This window comes from Clostridioides sp. ES-S-0001-03 (assembly GCF_020676075.1).
In the GTDB taxonomy this organism is placed as follows: domain Bacteria; phylum Bacillota; class Clostridia; order Peptostreptococcales; family Peptostreptococcaceae; genus Clostridioides.
The window spans coordinates 387,073-406,576 of record NZ_JACVWJ010000001.1 but is presented as its reverse complement, the minus strand read 5'-3'; the positions used below and the strand labels follow the sequence as shown (position 1 = coordinate 406,576).

The 19,504-nt window shown below is 27.4% G+C and carries 17 protein-coding genes; 1 reads left to right on the top strand and 16 read right to left on the bottom strand.

Annotation, left to right across the window (positions count from 1 at the left end; all coding sequences use genetic code 11):
- Position 1 precedes the first annotated feature (1 nt).
- Both IC174_RS01770 and IC174_RS01765 read right to left on the bottom strand, forming a co-directional pair.
- Positions 2-460: a PTS sugar transporter subunit IIA gene (locus tag IC174_RS01770; protein ID WP_227433910.1), complete on the bottom strand. Its 459-nt coding sequence runs from the start codon at positions 458-460 to the stop codon at positions 2-4.
- Entirely contained in the window at positions 460-2,424 is a 1,965-nt protein-coding gene (locus IC174_RS01765) for a BglG family transcription antiterminator (RefSeq protein WP_227482146.1), read from the bottom strand. The genes IC174_RS01770 and IC174_RS01765 overlap by 1 nt, the downstream gene beginning before the upstream one ends.
- Positions 2,425-2,589: 165 nt before the next feature.
- On the opposite strand from IC174_RS01765, the gene IC174_RS01760 reads away from it, so the two are divergent.
- The gene (locus tag IC174_RS01760) at positions 2,590-3,444 is read left to right on the top strand and encodes a GRP family sugar transporter (RefSeq protein ID WP_227481997.1); all 855 of its coding nucleotides are present in this window, start codon (positions 2,590-2,592) and stop codon (positions 3,442-3,444) included.
- 378 nt (positions 3,445-3,822) lie between these two features.
- On the opposite strand, the gene IC174_RS01755 is transcribed toward IC174_RS01760, so the two are convergent.
- The 14 genes from IC174_RS01755 to IC174_RS21015 all read right to left on the bottom strand — a co-directional run bounded on the left by IC174_RS01755 (position 3,823) and on the right by IC174_RS21015 (position 19,398).
- The gene (locus IC174_RS01755) at positions 3,823-4,773 is read right to left on the bottom strand and encodes a DUF1848 domain-containing protein (RefSeq protein ID WP_227481996.1); all 951 of its coding nucleotides are present in this window, start codon (positions 4,771-4,773) and stop codon (positions 3,823-3,825) included.
- Between the two features lie 125 nt (positions 4,774-4,898).
- Entirely contained in the window at positions 4,899-6,473 is a 1,575-nt protein-coding gene (locus IC174_RS01750; RefSeq protein ID WP_227481995.1) for a ClC family H(+)/Cl(-) exchange transporter, read from the bottom strand.
- A 416-nt stretch (positions 6,474-6,889) separates the two neighbouring features.
- On the bottom strand, positions 6,890-7,567 hold the full coding sequence (locus IC174_RS01745; protein WP_227481994.1) for an epoxyqueuosine reductase: 678 nt from the start codon (positions 7,565-7,567) through the stop codon (positions 6,890-6,892).
- A gap of 67 nt (positions 7,568-7,634) precedes the next feature.
- Entirely contained in the window at positions 7,635-8,381 is a 747-nt protein-coding gene (locus IC174_RS01740) for a DUF2087 domain-containing protein (protein ID WP_227481993.1), read from the bottom strand.
- A 341-nt stretch (positions 8,382-8,722) separates the two neighbouring features.
- Positions 8,723-9,193, bottom strand: a complete 471-nt coding sequence (locus tag IC174_RS01735; RefSeq protein ID WP_227481992.1) for a PTS glucose transporter subunit IIA — start codon at positions 9,191-9,193, stop codon at positions 8,723-8,725.
- Between the two features lie 23 nt (positions 9,194-9,216).
- On the bottom strand, positions 9,217-9,816 hold the full coding sequence (locus IC174_RS01730; RefSeq protein ID WP_227481991.1) for a KpsF/GutQ family sugar-phosphate isomerase: 600 nt from the start codon (positions 9,814-9,816) through the stop codon (positions 9,217-9,219).
- 19 nt (positions 9,817-9,835) lie between these two features.
- Complete coding sequence (locus IC174_RS01725) at positions 9,836-11,017, bottom strand: MalY/PatB family protein (RefSeq protein WP_227481990.1); 1,182 nt, start codon at positions 11,015-11,017, stop codon at positions 9,836-9,838.
- Positions 11,010-12,587: a PTS transporter subunit EIIC gene (locus tag IC174_RS01720; RefSeq protein ID WP_227481989.1), complete on the bottom strand. Its 1,578-nt coding sequence runs from the start codon at positions 12,585-12,587 to the stop codon at positions 11,010-11,012. Before IC174_RS01720 ends, IC174_RS01725 begins: the two co-directional genes overlap by 8 nt.
- A gap of 434 nt (positions 12,588-13,021) precedes the next feature.
- On the bottom strand, positions 13,022-13,858 hold the full coding sequence (locus tag IC174_RS01715) for a PRD domain-containing protein (protein WP_227481988.1): 837 nt from the start codon (positions 13,856-13,858) through the stop codon (positions 13,022-13,024).
- Between the two features lie 791 nt (positions 13,859-14,649).
- A complete protein-coding gene (locus IC174_RS01710; protein WP_227481987.1) occupies positions 14,650-15,336 on the bottom strand; it encodes an ATP-binding cassette domain-containing protein in 687 nt (228 codons plus the stop codon).
- Positions 15,337-15,346: 10 nt separating this feature from the next.
- Positions 15,347-16,720, bottom strand: a complete 1,374-nt coding sequence (locus IC174_RS01705) for an FtsX-like permease family protein (protein WP_227481986.1) — start codon at positions 16,718-16,720, stop codon at positions 15,347-15,349.
- 57 nt (positions 16,721-16,777) lie between these two features.
- Positions 16,778-17,842: a sensor histidine kinase gene (locus IC174_RS01700; RefSeq protein WP_227481985.1), complete on the bottom strand. Its 1,065-nt coding sequence runs from the start codon at positions 17,840-17,842 to the stop codon at positions 16,778-16,780.
- A complete protein-coding gene (locus IC174_RS01695) occupies positions 17,830-18,501 on the bottom strand; it encodes a response regulator transcription factor (RefSeq protein WP_227481984.1) in 672 nt (223 codons plus the stop codon). The genes IC174_RS01700 and IC174_RS01695 overlap by 13 nt, the downstream gene beginning before the upstream one ends.
- Before the next feature lie 771 nt (positions 18,502-19,272).
- A complete protein-coding gene (locus tag IC174_RS21015; RefSeq protein WP_255606358.1) occupies positions 19,273-19,398 on the bottom strand; it encodes a hypothetical protein in 126 nt (41 codons plus the stop codon).
- Positions 19,399-19,504 lie beyond the last annotated feature (106 nt).

Genomic DNA, 19,504 nt, shown 5'->3' with positions numbered 1-19,504 from the left:
TCTACATTTCTCCCTCATTAAATATTTTAATTACTTCTTGTGCTGAATCAGCTAATTTTAATGCATCCACATTGTCATCATCCATTAACTTAGTTGCCAATTTAGACAATAAGACAAGGTGGTTACTGTCTTTATCAATGTTACTTATAGCCAACAAGAAAATGCTATCTACTGGTTTTTCATCTAAGGCTTCCCATTCAATTTTATTTTTGGATTTTGCAAATATTATAGAAGATTTCTTAACAGCATCACTTTTCCCATGAGGAATAGCAATACCATTCCCAATACCTGTAGTTGCATGTTCTTCTCTTTCTAAAACAGACTTAACATATTCTTCTTCATTATCCACAATCCCATTTTCAACAAATATACTACTTAATTTTTTTATTGTTTCTTCCTTGGTAGTTGCATCAAGATTAAAAACAATCTGCTCTTCCTTCAATACATCTGATATTTTCACTATATATTCTCCTCCATTAGCAAATCGTACACTTCTTTTGGTGAAGTTGCACTTAATATGTTATTTATATTTTTTTTATTGTCAATGAAGTCATAAAAAACTTCATATATTTCATCAAGCTCCAAATTTTTGTCATTTTCTAATGAAATAAAGAAAACAACTTCTACATTTTCATTTCCCCATATAATAGGATTTTTTAAAGTTGCAACAGATATATTAGATTTTTTAATATAACTAGGATTAGCATGAGGTGTAGCTATATATTGAAAAGATGTGTAAGATAAATTTTCTCTTTCAATTGCACTTTCAGCTATACCTTCTTTCGCATAACCTCTTTTTATTAAGTTATCTGTTATACATCTAATTACATCTTCATAATCTGATGCCTCAATATTTAACAAAATATTTTCCTCAAATATTAACTTTTTAAAAGATTTAGATTTTCCAGAAGTAGTTCTTGGAACATTTTGTATGTTTTTCTCTAAAGTTCTTATATCATTTTCATTTAAAATAGGGCTAACTACTATAGTTGGAATAGTTTCTAATTCTAAATAAATAGTACTGATTACTAAATCTGCATCAATTTTACTAGATACTAATTCTTGGACAGAAAGTATCTTTTCAATCTTTACCATAGGGAAGTATTTTTTTAACCTTGCAGATAATAACCTAGAAGAACCCAACCCTGTACTACATACTAGAATTACCCTAATGCTTTGTGGTAGTTCTTTCATTCTTTCTCTAAAAGCTTCAAAATGTAGTGCTATATAAGCACATTCGTCATCATTTATTCGAATATCATATATAAATTCAATTACTTTTTTCAAGTTTAAAGCTTGTTCAAATGATAGAGAAAAGTTTTGCTTAATTGTATTTACATATGGGTTTTTGATACTAAGACTATATGTCAATCTATTTATCGACGAATGTATATGTGTAGTTAATCCATCAATTAAATCTTTATCATAGGCTGTCTTATACAATGTATTTTTGATAATTTCTCTAAGATTTGAGATATTGTTTGTATTCGCTTCATAAGGTTTACTTGAATTACTTTTTAGTTCAGTAGTGTTTCTATGCTGGTCAGCAGCTACTAAGTGCAGATTTATATATCCAATTTCAGAATTTGGCAATAATATTGAAAATTTTTCTTCTAGTTGCTTTGCTAGATAATTTGTATTTGGCATTTGATTATTTTCTATCTTATTAGTATATAAATTTTCTTCTATATATTCACCTTTTCTAATTCTTTCTACTGCTATAGCTAAATGAATAACCAGTGATTGAAATTCATAATCAGAAAACTCAAATTTTCTTTCCTCACTAAAAGTTCTAAGAATCTCAATAATGATAGATAAATCATCCTCAAAAAAGATACCATTCACATCTGCTTGTATCTTTTCAAAAGCTTGATAAAAACTTTCTTGTTCTTGCTTAATATACCAATTTCTACTCCAAAATTTATGTATAAACTTAGCAGTAAGCTGTCTTTTGTCTCTTTCACTTATATTCAATTTAATTCCTTTACTAGGTTTCTTATATATAGAAACTCCTTCACTTTTTAGTAATTTTTCAACCTCAGCTAAATCTCTTTCAATTGTTCCTCGACTTATATATAATTCTTCAGAAAGTTGTTGTATAGTAATATAATCATTACTTTTTAACAAAATTGAGTATATATATATAACTCTCTCCTCTCTTGTTGTAGGAATTTGACTTCCTTTATTATCTAGGTAAGGAAGTATTTTTCTTAAATCTCCTTCAATATAAACACCTATTTTAGGTTTTCTCACTAAAGAAAGACCTATCTTTTTAAGTACTATTTCTACTTCTTTGAGAGATTTTGAAACTGTTTTTTCTGAAACATCTAAATCATCTGCTATTGCTTTAACAGTTGTATGACCTTCTTTTAATAAAAACTTTATTATTCTAATTTCACGATTTTGAATCATATCAGTTAACATTTTCAAACTTACTCCTTCCCTTTGTTTTTATTTTAATGGAAAATGTTTTTCTACAAAACTACTAATATTTCCTGATTAAATACGGTAATTTTTATGTATTGAATACTTTAATTTTAGATGATAAATTAAAAACTGTCTAAATTTAATATGAAAGGAAATAATTTAATGCTGACAATAATTATTGCATTACTTCCTGTAATAGGGTGGGGATTAATGCCCATAGCTGCAAACCTCAAAAAAAGTTCTCCCTACGAACAACTTTTAGGTACCTCTATAAGTGCGTTTATATTTTCCACTATAATAACTTTAGTTATGCATCCTGAGATTACATTTTTTTCATTTTGCGTGAGTATGATTTCTGGGATATTTTGGAGTTTAGGTCAGTTAATGCAGTTTAAAGCAATTCAAATTGCTAGTGTATCTAAAGTAATGCCAATTTCAAATGGTTCACAATTAACTTTTACAACTTTACTAGCTGTAATCTTATTTAATGAATGGACTAGTTCTAAAATGTTTTTGATTGGCACCTTATCAATCTTATGTATAATAATAGGTATACTTCTCACAAATTATCAAACAAAAAAATCTACTAATAGCAATATGTTGAAATGTATTGGAGTTACATTATTATCATCCTTGTTTTTAGCATTATATGTTGTAGCTAATCAAATATTTTCAATTGAAGGATATAGAATTATATTGCCTCAATCTGTTGGGATGTTAATAACTGCATCAATTATTGTTAAGTCTTTTTCTAGAGAGACTTTACATAAGGAAAATGTTTTATTTAATCTAATTACTGGAGTATTGTGGTCAATAGCAAATTTAGGTATGTTTATTACAACCAATACTTTGGGAGTTACGATAAGTTTTTCTATTTCTCAGAGTTGTGTTATAGTAGCTACTTTAGGAGGAATTATCTTCTTTAAAGAAAAGAAAAATAAAAGAGAGTGGCTTGCTATTTTTCTTGGAATAATATTAATCATGTTTGGTGTTTTTATGTTAAGCACAATAAAATAGATATTTATTTATATAAATTAAAATGAAAAATTGATTATCCTCTAAAATACTGTGTTTATCACTGATTTAGCTATAATTAAGAGTCTATATTGACACTAATTTATCACTTATGAATGAATCTTAATAAAATCATAAATAGTAATAAATATTAAAAGAGAGAAGCTAAACAGTACAATTACTGAATTGCTTCTCTCTAGAGCATTGTCATAACCCCATACATTTTATAGTAATTATTATCTTATAGAAAATATCTATTTATACTTGTTCTATTATTACAATTTTATATTTTTTTAACACATTAAAATAGTGTTTATTTTACATTTACTTTTTTATATATTTTTTCAACATATTAAAGTAGTAGCCATTTTATATTTACTTTTAATCAAATATACTAATCTGATTATTATTGTTTTTATCTATTTTAATAGTCTTCATATTTCTAACAGTTATTTTTTCATCTTCTCTTATAGCACCTACAAGTACTCTATTTTCTTCATTATATAGTCTACAATTTTCTTCTACTCGTGTATAATTAAAATTAGCATAACAATATAAACAATAATGTCTACAAGTATTGTACTGCCCTATATCAATACTCTTAACACATCCACAAATATCCCTTTGTGTATCATCCTTTTTGACTTTCACTTCACTACCTATAATCTTTGATATTAACTTATCATCAATACATTTACTTTTTCCAATGCCAAACTTACTTAAATTATATTCATCACAACATATTTCAAGTGTTATATTATACTTATTAGATATTCTAAAAAGTTCCTTCGACAATATTTCTATTTCTTTAATTTGTATAGGTTTTATATGTAATGACTTTGTATTAACTTTTGTTTTTTTGTATAAATCTATAAAACTTATTATACATTTTTCTGTAAATCCATTAAGTTGACTGCATAATCTCTCAAATGCTTTTATATGATAATCTAAGTTATACTTTTCATTTAGAAAAATTGGGTCATATCTCAAAATTACTCTTTCTTTTCCTATGCTTCTAGACAATTCTTTAAATGACTCTATTATCTTCTTTTTATCTAAAATTCGTGTTTCTACATCTTTACCATATGGAGTTATAGTATAGTGAAAATAATATTTATAGTCTTTTAATTTGTTCAAATCACATATCATTGGAGTTGCATCTTTTGTCCAAAATATAAAGCAATCAACAGTATGTGGATTTAACTCTATCTTACTGACTTGTTTTGGATTCATCGGATTAACAACATACACAAAACCCTCTTTAAGTCTGTTAAAAAACCACTTACTATAAAAAGCAGGTATATCAGTTCTTCTACTTACACTTACTATCATAATTTAACCTCCATCTAAAAGTATAGCTGATATCACTCTTAGAATTGTCCAGACCACTTTCTACACACACATTATTTACTAGTTTTCATTCACACAGAAAACATCTTTTTTATAGCTTATTATCCCTAGACAATATATGATGTATTTTCTTTGCAAAGTTTTTCCATTTTATCATACACAACACTACTGTCTCTCTCATCTGTCATGGTAACAATTATATCACTTGCCTTAAGAATTGTTTTTCCTTTTGGAATAATTTCTTCTCCTCCTCTTTGAATGGCTACCAAAAGACAATTTTCTGGCCATTGAATATCCTGAATTGCTTTGTTAGCAACAGGAGAACCAAACATAATGGAAAACTGATCTAGTATTTTCTCTCCCCTCTCTCTATGAACAGGTTCTCCATTTTTCTCAAGTAATCTCTCCAGAAGACTTTCATAAATCGGCTTAGATTTCAGAAGTGTAGCCACAATATACGCCACAATTGAAATAACGGATAGGGAAAGCATCTGGCTGACAGAACCTGTCATTTCAAAAATCAATATAATTCCAGTCAAAGGCGCACGTACAATGGCAGTAAAATACCCTGCCATAGCCAGAAGTATAAAATTATTGACATAGTCTAAGTTCATTCCAAAAAACTGTACACCTACCATTCCGAACATTCCCCCAATAAAGGCTCCTAAAACAAGTAGCGGGAAGAAGATTCCTCCTGGCGCACCAGACCCAAAACTAACAGCCGAAAATACAAAACGGATGACAAAAATCAAAACTACCATTCCCAACAAATATTCATGGCTTGTTAGTGCTTCCACCAGATTATGCCCACTTCCAAGCACCTCAGGCATCGAAAGACCCAAAATACCAGCCATAAAAAATGGAATCAATATTTTTCCAAATGTACCTATTTGGGGAATCTTTTTATATAAAGACTGAACAAATAAGGTAAACCAATTATAAAATGCCCCCATAACGCCAAGCACAACACCTAAAATCAGTATCAACCAATAATAACTCTGTGGTAACACATTTCCAATATCAAACTGGAACACTGATTCCATTCCTAGAAAATTAGCTGATATATAGTCCGCTGTTAGAGATGCTGTCATCACAGAAATCAAAACAGACACTGAAAAGTTTTTATGTATTTCTTCCAGTGAAAACATGACGCCTGCCAGTGGTGCATGAAAGGCTGCTGATAATCCTGCACTTGCCCCACAAGTAAGCAAGAACTTTTCCTCTGTCTTTCCTCTATCAAGAGCTCTGGAAATACCCTTTCCTGCCATAGCACCAAGCTGTATAGAAGGTCCTTCTCTTCCCAAGGCAAGACCACCCAGAAGCGATAAGAATCCTCCAACAAATTTGGCTGGCAACACACGCCACCATACTTGCTTGATTTTCCCTGTCATCTCTCCTTCTAGCTGAGGAATACCACTACCTGAAATCATTGGCTCCCAATTTACTAGCCTTGATACAATCCACGCAAGCAGTGCAAGCACTGCAAACCAAACTGCTGTTTTCACAGTTGAACCTTTTGCAAAATTTAATATTTGGTTGAGCCAGATACCAGCCTGCCCCAAAAGTATCCTATATAAAAGTACAATCAAACCAGCTATAGCGCCTACAAGAAGCCCTTCTCCAATCAAAATGACCTGAAATCGCTCGGCCCGCTTAATTACATGAGATGTATCTTTTTTCATAATCTTTCTCCTCCACTCCATAATTCGGTGTAATATGAATAAATATATTTTTTAGTTCATTTCACACAAAATCATATGTTACTTTTCTTCTATGTTTGATACACATAACCAACTTATAATGTAATGTAAATACTGAATAATTATTGTTATCCAACTTAATTTCATCGTATTTACCACTGAATCAATAATACAATACATTTTTAGAAAAATAAAGAAGGACATATTATTTTATTTTTACTTTATTCTTGACTTTGATAAAAAACATGATAATATTAATCCTAATTCAGACTATCATTAACATCAGTCTAAATTATTATATTTAATAATATTAAAAAGGGTGCAATTATCAAGCACCCTATAAGCTTATTTTTTTAAGAAAGCTAAAATACAATAAAAATATCTATCTCATATCTAGATTATAGTTTTTGATTTGCATATTTCAATGACCATTGGCAATTTACCATACATTTTAAAACACAAAAACATTTAGAAATATCGATTATAGACTCTCTTCCCCCTTGAAAAGTCCAAGCATTTCCATGTATAGCTTTTGCAGGGCATTTTTCTACACAAACACTGCAATCACCACATTTTGAAGCAATCAAAGGATGCTTTTCAACAGAAATTGGTGCATCCGTAAGTACTGTACACATGCTAAAAGCACATCCAAATTCCTCAGTGATAAATAAATTATTTTTCCCCATGAATCCAATACCACTAATATTCGCTATTGTCTTATGTGGTAAAGGGCTAATACCTGATTGCATCTTAGGGTCAATATATCCTCTTTCAATGTATCTGTGTTCTATATTATTTTTTTCTGATTGAGCATAAGCACTATAACCTTTTTTTTGAAGATATTCAGAAATCCAATCAGCTAGTTTTTCCACCTTTTCCTCTTTTTCCAAAAACTCATCTCTGTCTGTAGGTAAATTATTATATATATCCTTAATAAACTTCTTTGATAATCCTATACAAAATAAAATCGCCTTAGAAAAGCCTAGTGTTTGATTCATTGGAAATTCAGATATATCAACAAAACGAATAATGTCTACACCTTCATTGTACAAAATAGATTTCAACTCATCATTCATTTTTAACTCCTTTCACAGCTAATCAAGCAAGAAATAGCTTTATATACTGATAGGTTCTGGCTTTTTATTATGTTAACCAATACTTTGTACATTCTTTATTTCTACTCATAAAACCATATTCAATTAAATATCTTCTAATCGTTGCAAAATCATAATATATAGACTCTAAAATTTGATTAACTTCTTTTTCTGAATATTGCTTTCCTTGCTCAAATTGTTCTAAAATTTTAGACAAAATAACAACTTTTTTCTTTTCTTTTGATGAAAAAGCTTTTAATTTTAGAGGATTCATACTTTCAAATGATGTTTCTAAAATGTGTTTTCTTTCTTCTTCAGTTACTACGTATCTCTCATCTACCATTTTGGCATGTTCGTGGATTGGTATTATAATACTATCTCTATTAGATTTATCTTCAAATACAGATTCATATAAAGCCAAGTATAGCTTAGCTTGTTTTGCTTTTTCTCTAAACATAAATTTTTGATGACGTATTGTAGAAGTAGATACACCAAGCTCTTTTGCAATTTCTTTATCTGATAAATCACTAATAAATAATTTAAATAATTGTTTTTGATTATCTGTTAATGTATTGTACTTTGAATCATTATTGACCAATTGTTCCAAATAGTTACCATGTTTTAATTCTGTATGCAATTCAATGGCTCTTGATGCTTCAAAAAATCTATCACCAACTCTGTATATTTCTCCTACTTCATACGTTTTTCCACAAATAATGCAACTATAACAATTTAAATCTGCATTGAATACATAACCTTTTTTGATATCTTTAATAGAAAGATTTTCAATCTTCATATTATTCACCTCTAGTATATGGTTTATTATTTCAATAAACATATATTACTAAAGTTTATTATTATTGTCAACATTTCTATTTTAAGTTTATGAAGTTCATATATTATACAACGTTTAAATTATAATGTATCTCAAAACAATATATTTAAATCTCTATTTGAACAATTATTATTTATAATTAGCTATTCTTATATAAAGAGAAGAGTATAAAACTAATTACAAAAAATAAAAGGAACTACTCAATTTAAAATCAAGTAAGTCCCTTTTTATCTAACATATTTATATTAAATTTACATTGTACAACATAAGTTTATAGACAGTAATCTTTTATTTTATACTTTTTATTTAAACTCAATTACAGTATCTTTTCCACCCTCTACATTATTACCTACATTATATGTATTCATATTGTACTCCGAATGATTAGTTATTGTAACTGGAGTAATAAGTGAGATACCATTTGATTCAATTAATGAACGGTCAATTTTTAACATTGGTGTCCCCTCTTTTACTTGGTCTCCTACACTTACTAATGCTTCAAATCCTTCACCTTTTAAGTTTACAGTATCTAAACCAACATGAATAAGAAGTTCCATTCCATTTTCTAATTCTATAACAAGTGCATGTTTAGTTTCTGCTAAAACTGCCACCTTACCATTATATGGAGCATAAACAATATCACCTGTAGAATCTATAGCTACACCTTCGCCCATAAGTTTTTGAGAAAATACAGCATCTGGTATTTTAGATAACTCTATTACCTTTCCTGATATTGGTGATTTTATTGATTTTTTCTTAAACATTTTAAACATAAAATATACTCTCCTTTTTACTTTTAACCATTATTAGCTGCCTTTAGTTTTTCACCTAAACTTCCTCCTGGATGATATTTATAAAAATCAGCTGAGTCAAAATTACTGTTTTTAGATAATGCACATGCAATAGAATCTCCTAAAACCAAAGTAATCGTAGATGATGTTGTTGGTGCTAAATTTAAGTGGTCAGCTTCACCCTTTGCAGGATATATTAAAGCATAATCGCACTCCTTTGCCAATACTGAATTTCTATTTGAGGTAAAAGCAATTGTTTTAGAACCTATTGCCTTAACATATTTTATACAATTTACAACTTCCATAGAATTACCACTATTTGAGATTAAAATTGTAATATCTCGACTTTCAATCATTCCTAAATCTCCATGTACTGCCTCTGTTGCATGTACAAAAAAACTTGGTGTACCAGTACTTGCAAATGTAGCTGCCAATTTTTTACCTATATGTGCAGATTTACCTACACCCATAAAAATCACTTTACCTTTACAATTTGCAATTTCATTAACTATATTTTCATATTCAATACCTGCTTCATCTATTAAACACTTTATAGCATTCATTTCAGTAGTCATAACATCAACCATTGTTTTTAAATAGTTCATAATCATCTCCCCTTCTATATTAAATATTTTTTGCAATATAATCTATAGTTTTTTTAATTCTATTTAAACCATCTTCAAGTTTTTCTCTTGAACATGCCACATTTAACCTCAAATAAAACTCACTTTCTTCTCCATATACCTTGCCTCCCATAATAGCAACTTCACCAATATCTATTAATAGATTTTGGAATTTTTCACTACTTATTTTAAGCTCCGAGAAATCAATCCAAGCAAAGTAACAACCTTCTGGCATAACCAACTTTAATGGCCTTAAATTATCTTCTATATAGTTAATTGTATATTGAAGATTCTCTTTAATGTATTTCAGTAACTCATCTAGCCAATATTCACAGTCATTATAACAAGTCATTGTTCCCAAAATAGCTAGTATAGCTGGTGAATTTACAAAATCACGATATCTAGTTATATTTTCAAACTTAGTTCTTATCTCTTCATTAGGTATAATTACATATGACCCAGTCAATGCTGGTATATTAAAAGACTTAGATGCTGATGTACAAATAAATATAGACTCCAAATAATTGTCTGCCACATTTAAAACAGGTGTCATTTTACTATCATATACAATATCCATATGTATATCATCTGATATTATTTTTACATTATTTTCCTTACAAATCCTTACAATCTTAATAAGCTCTAATTCACTCCACACCCTACCTGTTGGGTTATGAGGATTACATAAAATAAATATCTTAGAATCTTTACATTTTTTCTCAAAATCATCAAAATCAATAGAGTAAAATCCATTCTTATTTGTAAGAGGAGATTTTATAATATTGCGATTGTTATTTCCTATTACTTCATAAAAAGCATTGTATGCAGGAGTGTTTAGTAATACTCCATCTCCTTCATCACTAAAAATTTCAATGAGTTTACTAATTGAATACATTACACTTGGACTGTAATATATCCAATTGCTATCAATACTGCAATTAAATCTCTTAGAGTACCAATTTCTGATAGAATCTTTAAAATCATCGTGCTTCCATCTGCTATATCCTAATACTCTATGATTTAATCTTTCTTTCAATACTTCTGTTATCTCATTTGGAAATTCCAAATCCATATCTGATATTGTAAAAGGAAGTAATCCTTTTTTTCCAAATCTATCTTCTACATAATCCCATTGGGTACAATATGTACCCAATCGGTTTACTTTTTTATCAAAGTTAATCATTACATTCCTCCAAATGACCTTCCATCGCCTTATCCATTTGCTTTCTTAAAGAATACACTTGAGTACCTATAATTACTTGAATTGTGTGTTCATCTAATTTAACAACTGCTATACCACCAGCTTCTTTAATTGCATCTTCATTTATTAGTGATACATCTTGTAATTTTAAACGTAATCTAGTTACACAATTATCTAATGATAGTATGTTAGATTTCCCTCCTAGCGCTGCTATCATTTGCTGACCTTTGTATGTAGATAGATTTTTAAAATCTGAACCATTTCCTTCAGAAACTTTTATTTCTTTATCTTCACGTCCTGGAGTTTTTATATTAAATTTAAGAATTGCCCATTTAAATACAAAGTAATATATTGCAAAGTATAAAGCTGCTACTAATACTGATATTGGCCATCCTGTAGCTGTTCCTCTCAAGACTCCAAAACTTATAAATGCTATTAAATCTCCTGTGAATCCCATCAATACACCTAAGTATGGAAGTACCATGTTTGCTAAACCATTCATAAATGTATGGAAAGCAAATAATGCTGGTGAGATAAATAAGAATAAAAACTCTATTGGTTCACTTATTCCACCTATAATAACTGTCAACACTCCTGATATTAAAAGTCCTTTAAGTGCTTTTCTATTTTCTGGTTTTGCTGTACGATATATAGCTAATGCAGCTCCAGCCAAACCATATTGAATCATTAATTTACCTTGCTCCATTTTACCAGCTAAATCAAGAGGTATAATCTGATTATTCTCTACATATGCCATAAACATATTCAATGTTCCAAAGTATGTTTCTCCATCAATAACAGCAGTTCCACCTATTGGTGTAAAACGGAATACAGATGTTACAAGGTGGTTTAATCCAAATGGTATTGTAACCCTTTCAGCTACTGCATATGAAAAATATCCTAATGGCCCTGCTGAAGAAATCCATCTTCCTAAACTTTGGAACGCATTGAAAAATGGTGGCCAAACAATAGGTATTAATAATCCCACAATACTCATAACTATTAAACTAACAATTGGAACTAATCTTGGTCCACTATAGAATCCTAGTGATTCTGGTATTTTCAAATTACTAACTTTATCATACATTGCATAAACAATTAAACCTGCTATAATACCACCTAAAACACTTGTGTTATATGTTTGTATACCCATAATCATGGCTTGACCATTAGTTGACATTTGGTCTGCTGCTACTAATAAATCAGCTCTTGTTAAATAAAAATTTGTACCTATATGCATTGCTATAAATCCTACTAAACCTGAAAATGCACCAAACTCTTTTTCTTTTTTTAATAATCCTAATGGAATTGCCATTGCAAATAATGCTCCCAAGTTATTAAATGCAAATAATCCTATTGTTAACATGAAATTTAAAATCATATTAACATATTCATTTCCTAGAAATGGAACCATTGCAATCATCTTAGGATCTGTAAAACCAGCCCCAAGACCTAGCATCATACCAGAAACACTAAGTAATGCTATTGGGAACATAAACGTTTTTCCTAACATTTGGAAGAAATTCCATAGACCTAACTTATTTTTTTTCATATTTTCACCCTCCTATTTTTATATAAAAAACATAATCTAATTTATAGAAAAACCTAAATCAAAAAACTTAATCCAATAACTAAGTTCAATGATTTAGGTTTTGCCTGCTCAACCAGTTACAACCCTAAAAGTCACTGTTTGTATTTAATAAAAAAGCCTAAATCAAAAAACTTAATCTAATAACTAAGTTCAATGATTTAGGTTTTGCCTGCTCAATCAGTTACAATCCTAAAATCCATTGTGTTTATTTAATAAAAAAACCTAAATCAAAAAACTTAATCTAATAATTAAGTTCAATGATTTAGGTTTTGCCTGCTTAACCAGTTACAATCCTAAAAGTCACTGTCTGTATTCAATAAAAAAGCCTAAATCAAAAAACTTAACTAAAATTAAGTTCAATGACTTAGGTTTTGCCTGCTTTATCAGTTACAATCCTAACAACCACTGTTTGTTATTTTATTTATATGAATCATTAGATATAATTCTTCTTCTTTACTAATTTTATATTCAAATCTGTCTAATACCAATGCTGCAATTTCTTCAGTACATACTTTAGGTTTATTATAGTTTTTATTTACTAGTTTATACATATCTTCAACATCACTATCTTTGTAAGTTTCTTTTCTTAAAATTCTTTGAACGAAAAACTTTAAGTGAGTTATAAGCCTAGAGTAATTCAGTGAGTTTACATCTAATTTAAATCCATGTACTTCTTCTATTATCTGAACAACTTGTTTTGAAAACTCTAGTATATTAATACCTTCATCTTTTTGAGAATTTTCTAATCCATTGATTATATGAATAGCAATATAGCCTGCTTCATCTTCAGGCAACTTTATACCTATCTTTTTTTCAATTTCATCAATTGCCCATAATCCAAATTCAAATTCTTCTCTATAAAGTTGTTTTGTTTCATTAAGTATCAGGTTTGGTAATTTTATACCCTGTTTTTCTCTTTGGACAGCGAATTCTATGTGACTAGTTAAAGCCAATATTATTGAATCATTTACTTGAGTATTTAAAACTTCATTAGCTTTTTCTATAATTTCTTCTGAAATTTTAAAATATTCAATTGAGGTTTTATTAAGTATTTGATTGTATTTGTCTTTTTGATTATCTTGAACAAAATATTTCTTAGAAATCAAACTTTCATCTATCAAATCTCCTACTTTTTTCTTGAATCCAACTCCAGCACCAGTTACAATTATTTCTGTGCCATCTTCTAGGGAGCTTACTACTACATTGTTATTAAATACTTTTTTTATATTCACTATAAATCCCCTCTGAAAAAAATGTTTCATCACACTTACATAGTATATTATATTTAATTTAATGTCAATATTTAAAATTTCACTTTCGCATATATTTTGCATTTTCCCCTATAATACTACAATTGCAAAATATTTTAATTGTGCACTATATAATTGTCGTTTTTTGTATTTTTTTATTTAAATATATTTAAATATTTATTATATATATTCAATTCTTTAAAGTTATTCAAGATTTTTTATTACACCATATATTTTCCAGTATTTTCAAGTATCTAAATGCGCATTTATTAAGTATTTATTGAAATTTAAATTATATTGTATTATAAGTTTTTTTTTAATAGATATACCTAAAATGAGATTAATATAAAATATTCTTTATATGAAATTTTTATCAAATATTTTTTAAATTATATTTTTATTTTGTATTTATGAATAGATTTCGTATTTTTTCCTAAATTGCTGTAAATACATTAATATTTTAATACCTTATATAATATTTTCCAATTATTTATAATACATTTTTTCATTAATTTTCTCTAATTATAACTTTATCACTTCTAATAATATCTAAGCAATTATAACATTTAACATTTTATGTAAAATTTATAAAAAAATGTATATAATCTAAAATAAGTGACTATACTAAAAATATGATACGGATAACCAATAAGTTCAACCTATCTCCCCCAAAATAGAATGAGCTACAGTTCCCCCCAACTGTAGCTCATTTTCGTGTAATTTAAATATTTTTCATATAATTTCAATTTAAACTGAAACAACTTCTTTAAAGTTTAATCCATATTCTTTTCTTTACTTTTTATAAACATTAATTTTCCATTATTTATTCCCCATATCTCATCAGCAAATAAAGCAACTTCCTCTGAACTTGTTGTTATTATCACACATTTATTATCTTTATGTGCCAAATTGTAAAGCACATTTATTAGATTTTCTTCACGTTTATCATCTGTACTCTCTATAATATCATCACATATTATTAGGTCAGGATTATTAGATAATGACTTAGCAATACACACTTTTTGTTTGTCATAATAAGATAAGTTTTCTACTCTATCCAGTACTTTTTCTCTATCAATTCCTACCTTTTGTAGAATTTTACATGCTATTTCCCTCTTATTCTTTTTCTTATTTTCACTAATTCTCATTGGTAAAAACATATTCTCCAAAATAGTTTCATTATTTAATAAGTTATAATCTTTAAATATTGCTCCTATATCTTTATTTCTATACATATCCTTATTTATATTTCTTAAATCCTTACCCTTATAAATAATACTTCCATCAGTGTAATCATCAAGACCTGATATTATAGATAACAAAGTACTCTTTCCTGCCTTATGCTTTCCTATAACAACATACATTTTTCCAGTTTCAAATTTGGCACTTACATCTTTTAATACATATTTATTACTTCCCTCATACTTGTAATTAACATCTATCAGTTCTAGTATTACCAATCTACATCACCTAATTTCTATCATAAATTATCTGTATTGGTTTATATACAATTGTACTATATATGGCCACTATGCTAGTTAATAATATCAATATTATCGCTACAACAATTATCTTAAATATCAGATTTGGAATCAATTTATCTCTTAAACTTTTTATTTCTTGTTTGATATCATCACTATTTATATCTATATTTTTATATTCTCTATTATTCAGTAAATCAACATTATGTATTACATTATATTGATTTTGATATTCAAAAACATAATTTGATAGTTTTGAAGCTGATATACTTACAATTCCTCCTCCAAGTATAAGGCATACCAAAGTTATCATAATACTTTCACATATAAAACTCTGAACTATCTTAAATTTAGGCATTCCAATTAACATTAACACACTAATGTAATACTTTATTTTTTTTATTGATATTATAGAATTTATCATCAATAATATCGAACCTAATATTAATATTCCAAGCGTAACTGTAAAAGCTATATTAGACAAATGTTGCATTGGAGTTATTAATTTACTGTACGCAAACTCATCTATAGTAACTTTATAAATGTCACTTAGACCTTTATCTCTTACCTCTTTCTCAAAATCTTTTCTACTATTAGAGTCTATCAATAAAAACCTAGCATTTGTATAAATTATTGGATTTTCTGATTCAATCTTCTTTTCAAATTCTACTAAAGTATTATACGTAGTTAATATATTATCATATATACTTTCATCTTGAGCTATTTCTATATCGTTAACATTCTTATTATCTTTTTTCTTATATGTTCCTACTATTTTTAAATTCAGTTTTGTATTAGTACTATAATCACTTAATAGAGATATCGTATCTCCAATTTTCAACTTATTAATATCAATAAATTCTTCGCTTACCATACATTCATTATCTTTTTGAAATAATCGCCCTTTTACCTTCTCCAGATTATAGTACTTAAGACTTTCATTCTTTTCTGTATATCCCATAATCCCGCAATTTTCAGCCCTCATATCATCATATAATATTTGTCTGTCATCATTAGAATTATATTTTTTATTATCATCAAAGTATGCTGTGATATTTCCAATAAAAGATACTTCTTTTACATATTTTGACTTTGCAAAATTTAAATAATCATTTGCACTCAAGTTACTATATTTTATTAGAGATTCTCCTGAATCACTTTGAACAATCTTTTTAACATCAAGCTTAATTTGAACTTCTGATTCAAATTTTTTCTCATAATTCGCCTTTATCACATTAACGTTTGAATTTATTATTGAGGAAATTAATATTGCTAAGACCATTAATAATATAACAACTGTACTAAATGAATTACGCAATTTATTTCTAAGTAAGTTTTTGATTGCATTATTTAAAATATACACTTCACATCTCCTCTTACCAATTCAATAGTGTCTTAGAGCTATTATATCTATCTTAATTTATTCTTTATATTCTTTAAATACTAAATAAAAAATTGACCCTTTACCTTCTTCACTTTCTACCCATATAAATCCATTACATAAGTTACATACATGTTTTACTAAACTAAGACCTATACCATATCCATCTTTATTTAATTCATTTATTCTATATCTATCGTAAAATATTTTTTTCATACTCTGTTTGTTCATTCCAATACCATTATCTCTTACTGATACAATGACACTACCTTTTTGATTTTTCACATTTACACATATATCTTTACCTTCACCATATTTTATTGCATTGTCTAAAAGATTGGATACACCTCTATAAATCCACTTTTCTTTCCCATAGATACTCATATTTTCATCTTCATCAAAATCAAAACTTAAATTAGCATATACTTTAGAATAGTGGTCACATACTTGTGCACATATTAAAGCTATGTCAACTTCATACATATCTTCATTATTTTTTGTATCACTTATTGCAAGTACATCTTCCACATTATTTGCAACTTTATTGAGAGTATTCAATAGTTCTTCATTTCCGCTTAATTCTAAGCTTGTTCTAAGTATTGCTATGGCATTTTTTTGTTCATGAGATAAATATGAATTTAATCTTTTATAATCTTCAATATGAGAATCAAATTTATCTTTTAAATCTTTATATACTTTAGACATAATAGGGTCTATACTCAACACTTCGTCTTCATCTTCTATATTATTTATATTATTTAATATCTCAATTCTTTCTTTAAACTCTAGTCTATTCAATATTGATAAAAGGATAAAGTTAGAGGTTACTGTAAAGGCAAAAAATAACATTATAATTATATTAAAATTATTATTAAGTACAAGATTATAATCAAAACTTAATCTTTTATCTAAAGTCTTATCTTCCATAGTGTTATAAGTATTATCTATATTCGTTCCATAATATGAATTTGAATCATTAGCTATTAATTCTTTACTTGTATTAGATATATTTATAATATATTTCAAACCTACTGTAAAAATTATAAAGACTATAACAGAATATAAAATTAAAACTATAGTTTTTTTATCTTTTAATCCTTGCATATGGAATATCCTATCCCTCTAGTAGTTATTATTATCTCTTTTCCTGCAACTTCTCTTAATTTCTTTTTTAATCTAGCTATATGTACCCTTAATACAGATGATAATGGGTCAAAGTATTCATCATAAACATGTTCTGATATATCTATACTTGATACAATATCTGGATATCTACTTGCAATATATTCTGCTATATCAAATTCTTTAGTTCCTAGGTTTACTTCTTTGTTATACACATACACTTTTCTAGATGATGGACTTATTGTAAGAGGACCTGCCTCTATATTTGAATTTGTCCTACCATAAAATCTTCTTACAACTGCTTGTATCCTAGCTCTCAATTCTATAATTTGAAATGGCTTTACTATATAATCATCAGCTCCCAAATCAAGACCTTTTGCCAATTCATTTACTCCATCTCTTGCTGTTACAATTATTATAGGAGTATTTAGATTATTACTTCTAAAAAATTCTAATATCTCTATTCCATCTCTATCTGGTAAATTTAAATCTAATAATATAGCATCATAGTCATTTATAAATGCTTTCTCTTCTCCATCTAATCCGCAATTTGCTATATCTACTACTAATCCTTCATTTTCCAGCCCTATCTTCATATTATAAGAAAGCTCTTTATTATCTTCTATTATTAATACTCTCATATAATCATCTCCTAAATAAAATATCAACTTAATCATTATATATAATTAATGTTTATTGAATGTTAATTATATTATAATTATTTAATTCTTATATAAAATCTAACCTTATTATTATTCAAATATTCATACTTGTCAAATTTATGCTTAATTACTATTCTATTTAATATCTCTACCAATATAACTATTAACTTGTTCATCATATTTAATAATTCCAAAATAGAGATTAATAAGAATTAATTAACAAAATTCTTTACAAGAACATAACCTATATTAAACAAGCTCATAACTAAAACTTGAGTTTATTAAATTTAAAAATACGAAAGAGAATTATTTATATGCTATTAAAAATTTGGCTTTTAAATAAAATTTTTTTATTCCTTTTTAGTAATAGATAAGTAATAGCTAAAAAGACAATTTTATTGCACACTTAAAAAGGGGATGTCTTACAATATTCTTAAATTATAAATGAGATACCCTTTTTATTTACATATAGACTATTCAACACTTTACAAAAAAAGTGGACTCATCTGATAAAGTCCACTTTTTTCTGTAGTCAAATCTTTATTTTGAAATAACTTCTTTTGGTGTTAGGAGTGTATTAAATAAATAATATCTGTAATTTCTATTTTATTAACTTTAAATACTTCTTTTAATATTGTATAAAACAACAATAAATACTTATAATAATTTCAAATATATGTAAAAATTTATTAACTATATTATAAATATAAACTTATAGTTATAACCACTAGTACTACTATTTACTTTTACTTAATAAGTATCAACAAGTACAGATTTTTTTATTTTCTGTTTATCTAAATGTGAAATTGCACTAGATACAGCAGTTTGACCTTGTCCTGCTGGTCCGCTTCCTATTATTGCAATGTCGTATCTCATAATCTCACCTATTTTCTAGTAACCTTTCTTTTTTCTTTTATATAAATATAATATCAATAGCCAATATCACTGACAATTAGGCACTTATTTGTAACTACATAAATAA

Bases quoted from the DNA above. Each gene is read 5' to 3' on its own strand.
- IC174_RS01765 (WP_227482146.1), bottom strand. From the start codon at position 2,424: ATGTTAACTGATATGATTCAAAATCGTGAAATTAGAATAATAAAGTTT.
- IC174_RS01760 (WP_227481997.1), top strand. From the start codon at position 2,590: ATGCTGACAATAATTATTGCATTACTTCCTGTAATAGGGTGGGGATTA.
- IC174_RS01755 (WP_227481996.1), bottom strand. From the start codon at position 4,773: ATGATAGTAAGTGTAAGTAGAAGAACTGATATACCTGCTTTTTATAGT.
- IC174_RS01750 (WP_227481995.1), bottom strand. From the start codon at position 6,473: ATGAAAAAAGATACATCTCATGTAATTAAGCGGGCCGAGCGATTTCAG.
- IC174_RS01745 (WP_227481994.1), bottom strand. From the start codon at position 7,567: ATGAATGATGAGTTGAAATCTATTTTGTACAATGAAGGTGTAGACATT.
- IC174_RS01740 (WP_227481993.1), bottom strand. From the start codon at position 8,381: ATGAAGATTGAAAATCTTTCTATTAAAGATATCAAAAAAGGTTATGTA.
- IC174_RS01735 (WP_227481992.1), bottom strand. From the start codon at position 9,193: ATGTTTAAAATGTTTAAGAAAAAATCAATAAAATCACCAATATCAGGA.
- IC174_RS01730 (WP_227481991.1), bottom strand. From the start codon at position 9,816: ATGAACTATTTAAAAACAATGGTTGATGTTATGACTACTGAAATGAAT.
- IC174_RS01725 (WP_227481990.1), bottom strand. From the start codon at position 11,017: ATGATTAACTTTGATAAAAAAGTAAACCGATTGGGTACATATTGTACC.
- IC174_RS01720 (WP_227481989.1), bottom strand. From the start codon at position 12,587: ATGAAAAAAAATAAGTTAGGTCTATGGAATTTCTTCCAAATGTTAGGA.
- IC174_RS01700 (WP_227481985.1), bottom strand. From the start codon at position 17,842: ATGCAAGGATTAAAAGATAAAAAAACTATAGTTTTAATTTTATATTCT.
- IC174_RS01695 (WP_227481984.1), bottom strand. From the start codon at position 18,501: ATGAGAGTATTAATAATAGAAGATAATAAAGAGCTTTCTTATAATATG.
- IC174_RS21015 (WP_255606358.1), bottom strand. From the start codon at position 19,398: ATGAGATACGACATTGCAATAATAGGAAGCGGACCAGCAGGACAAGGT.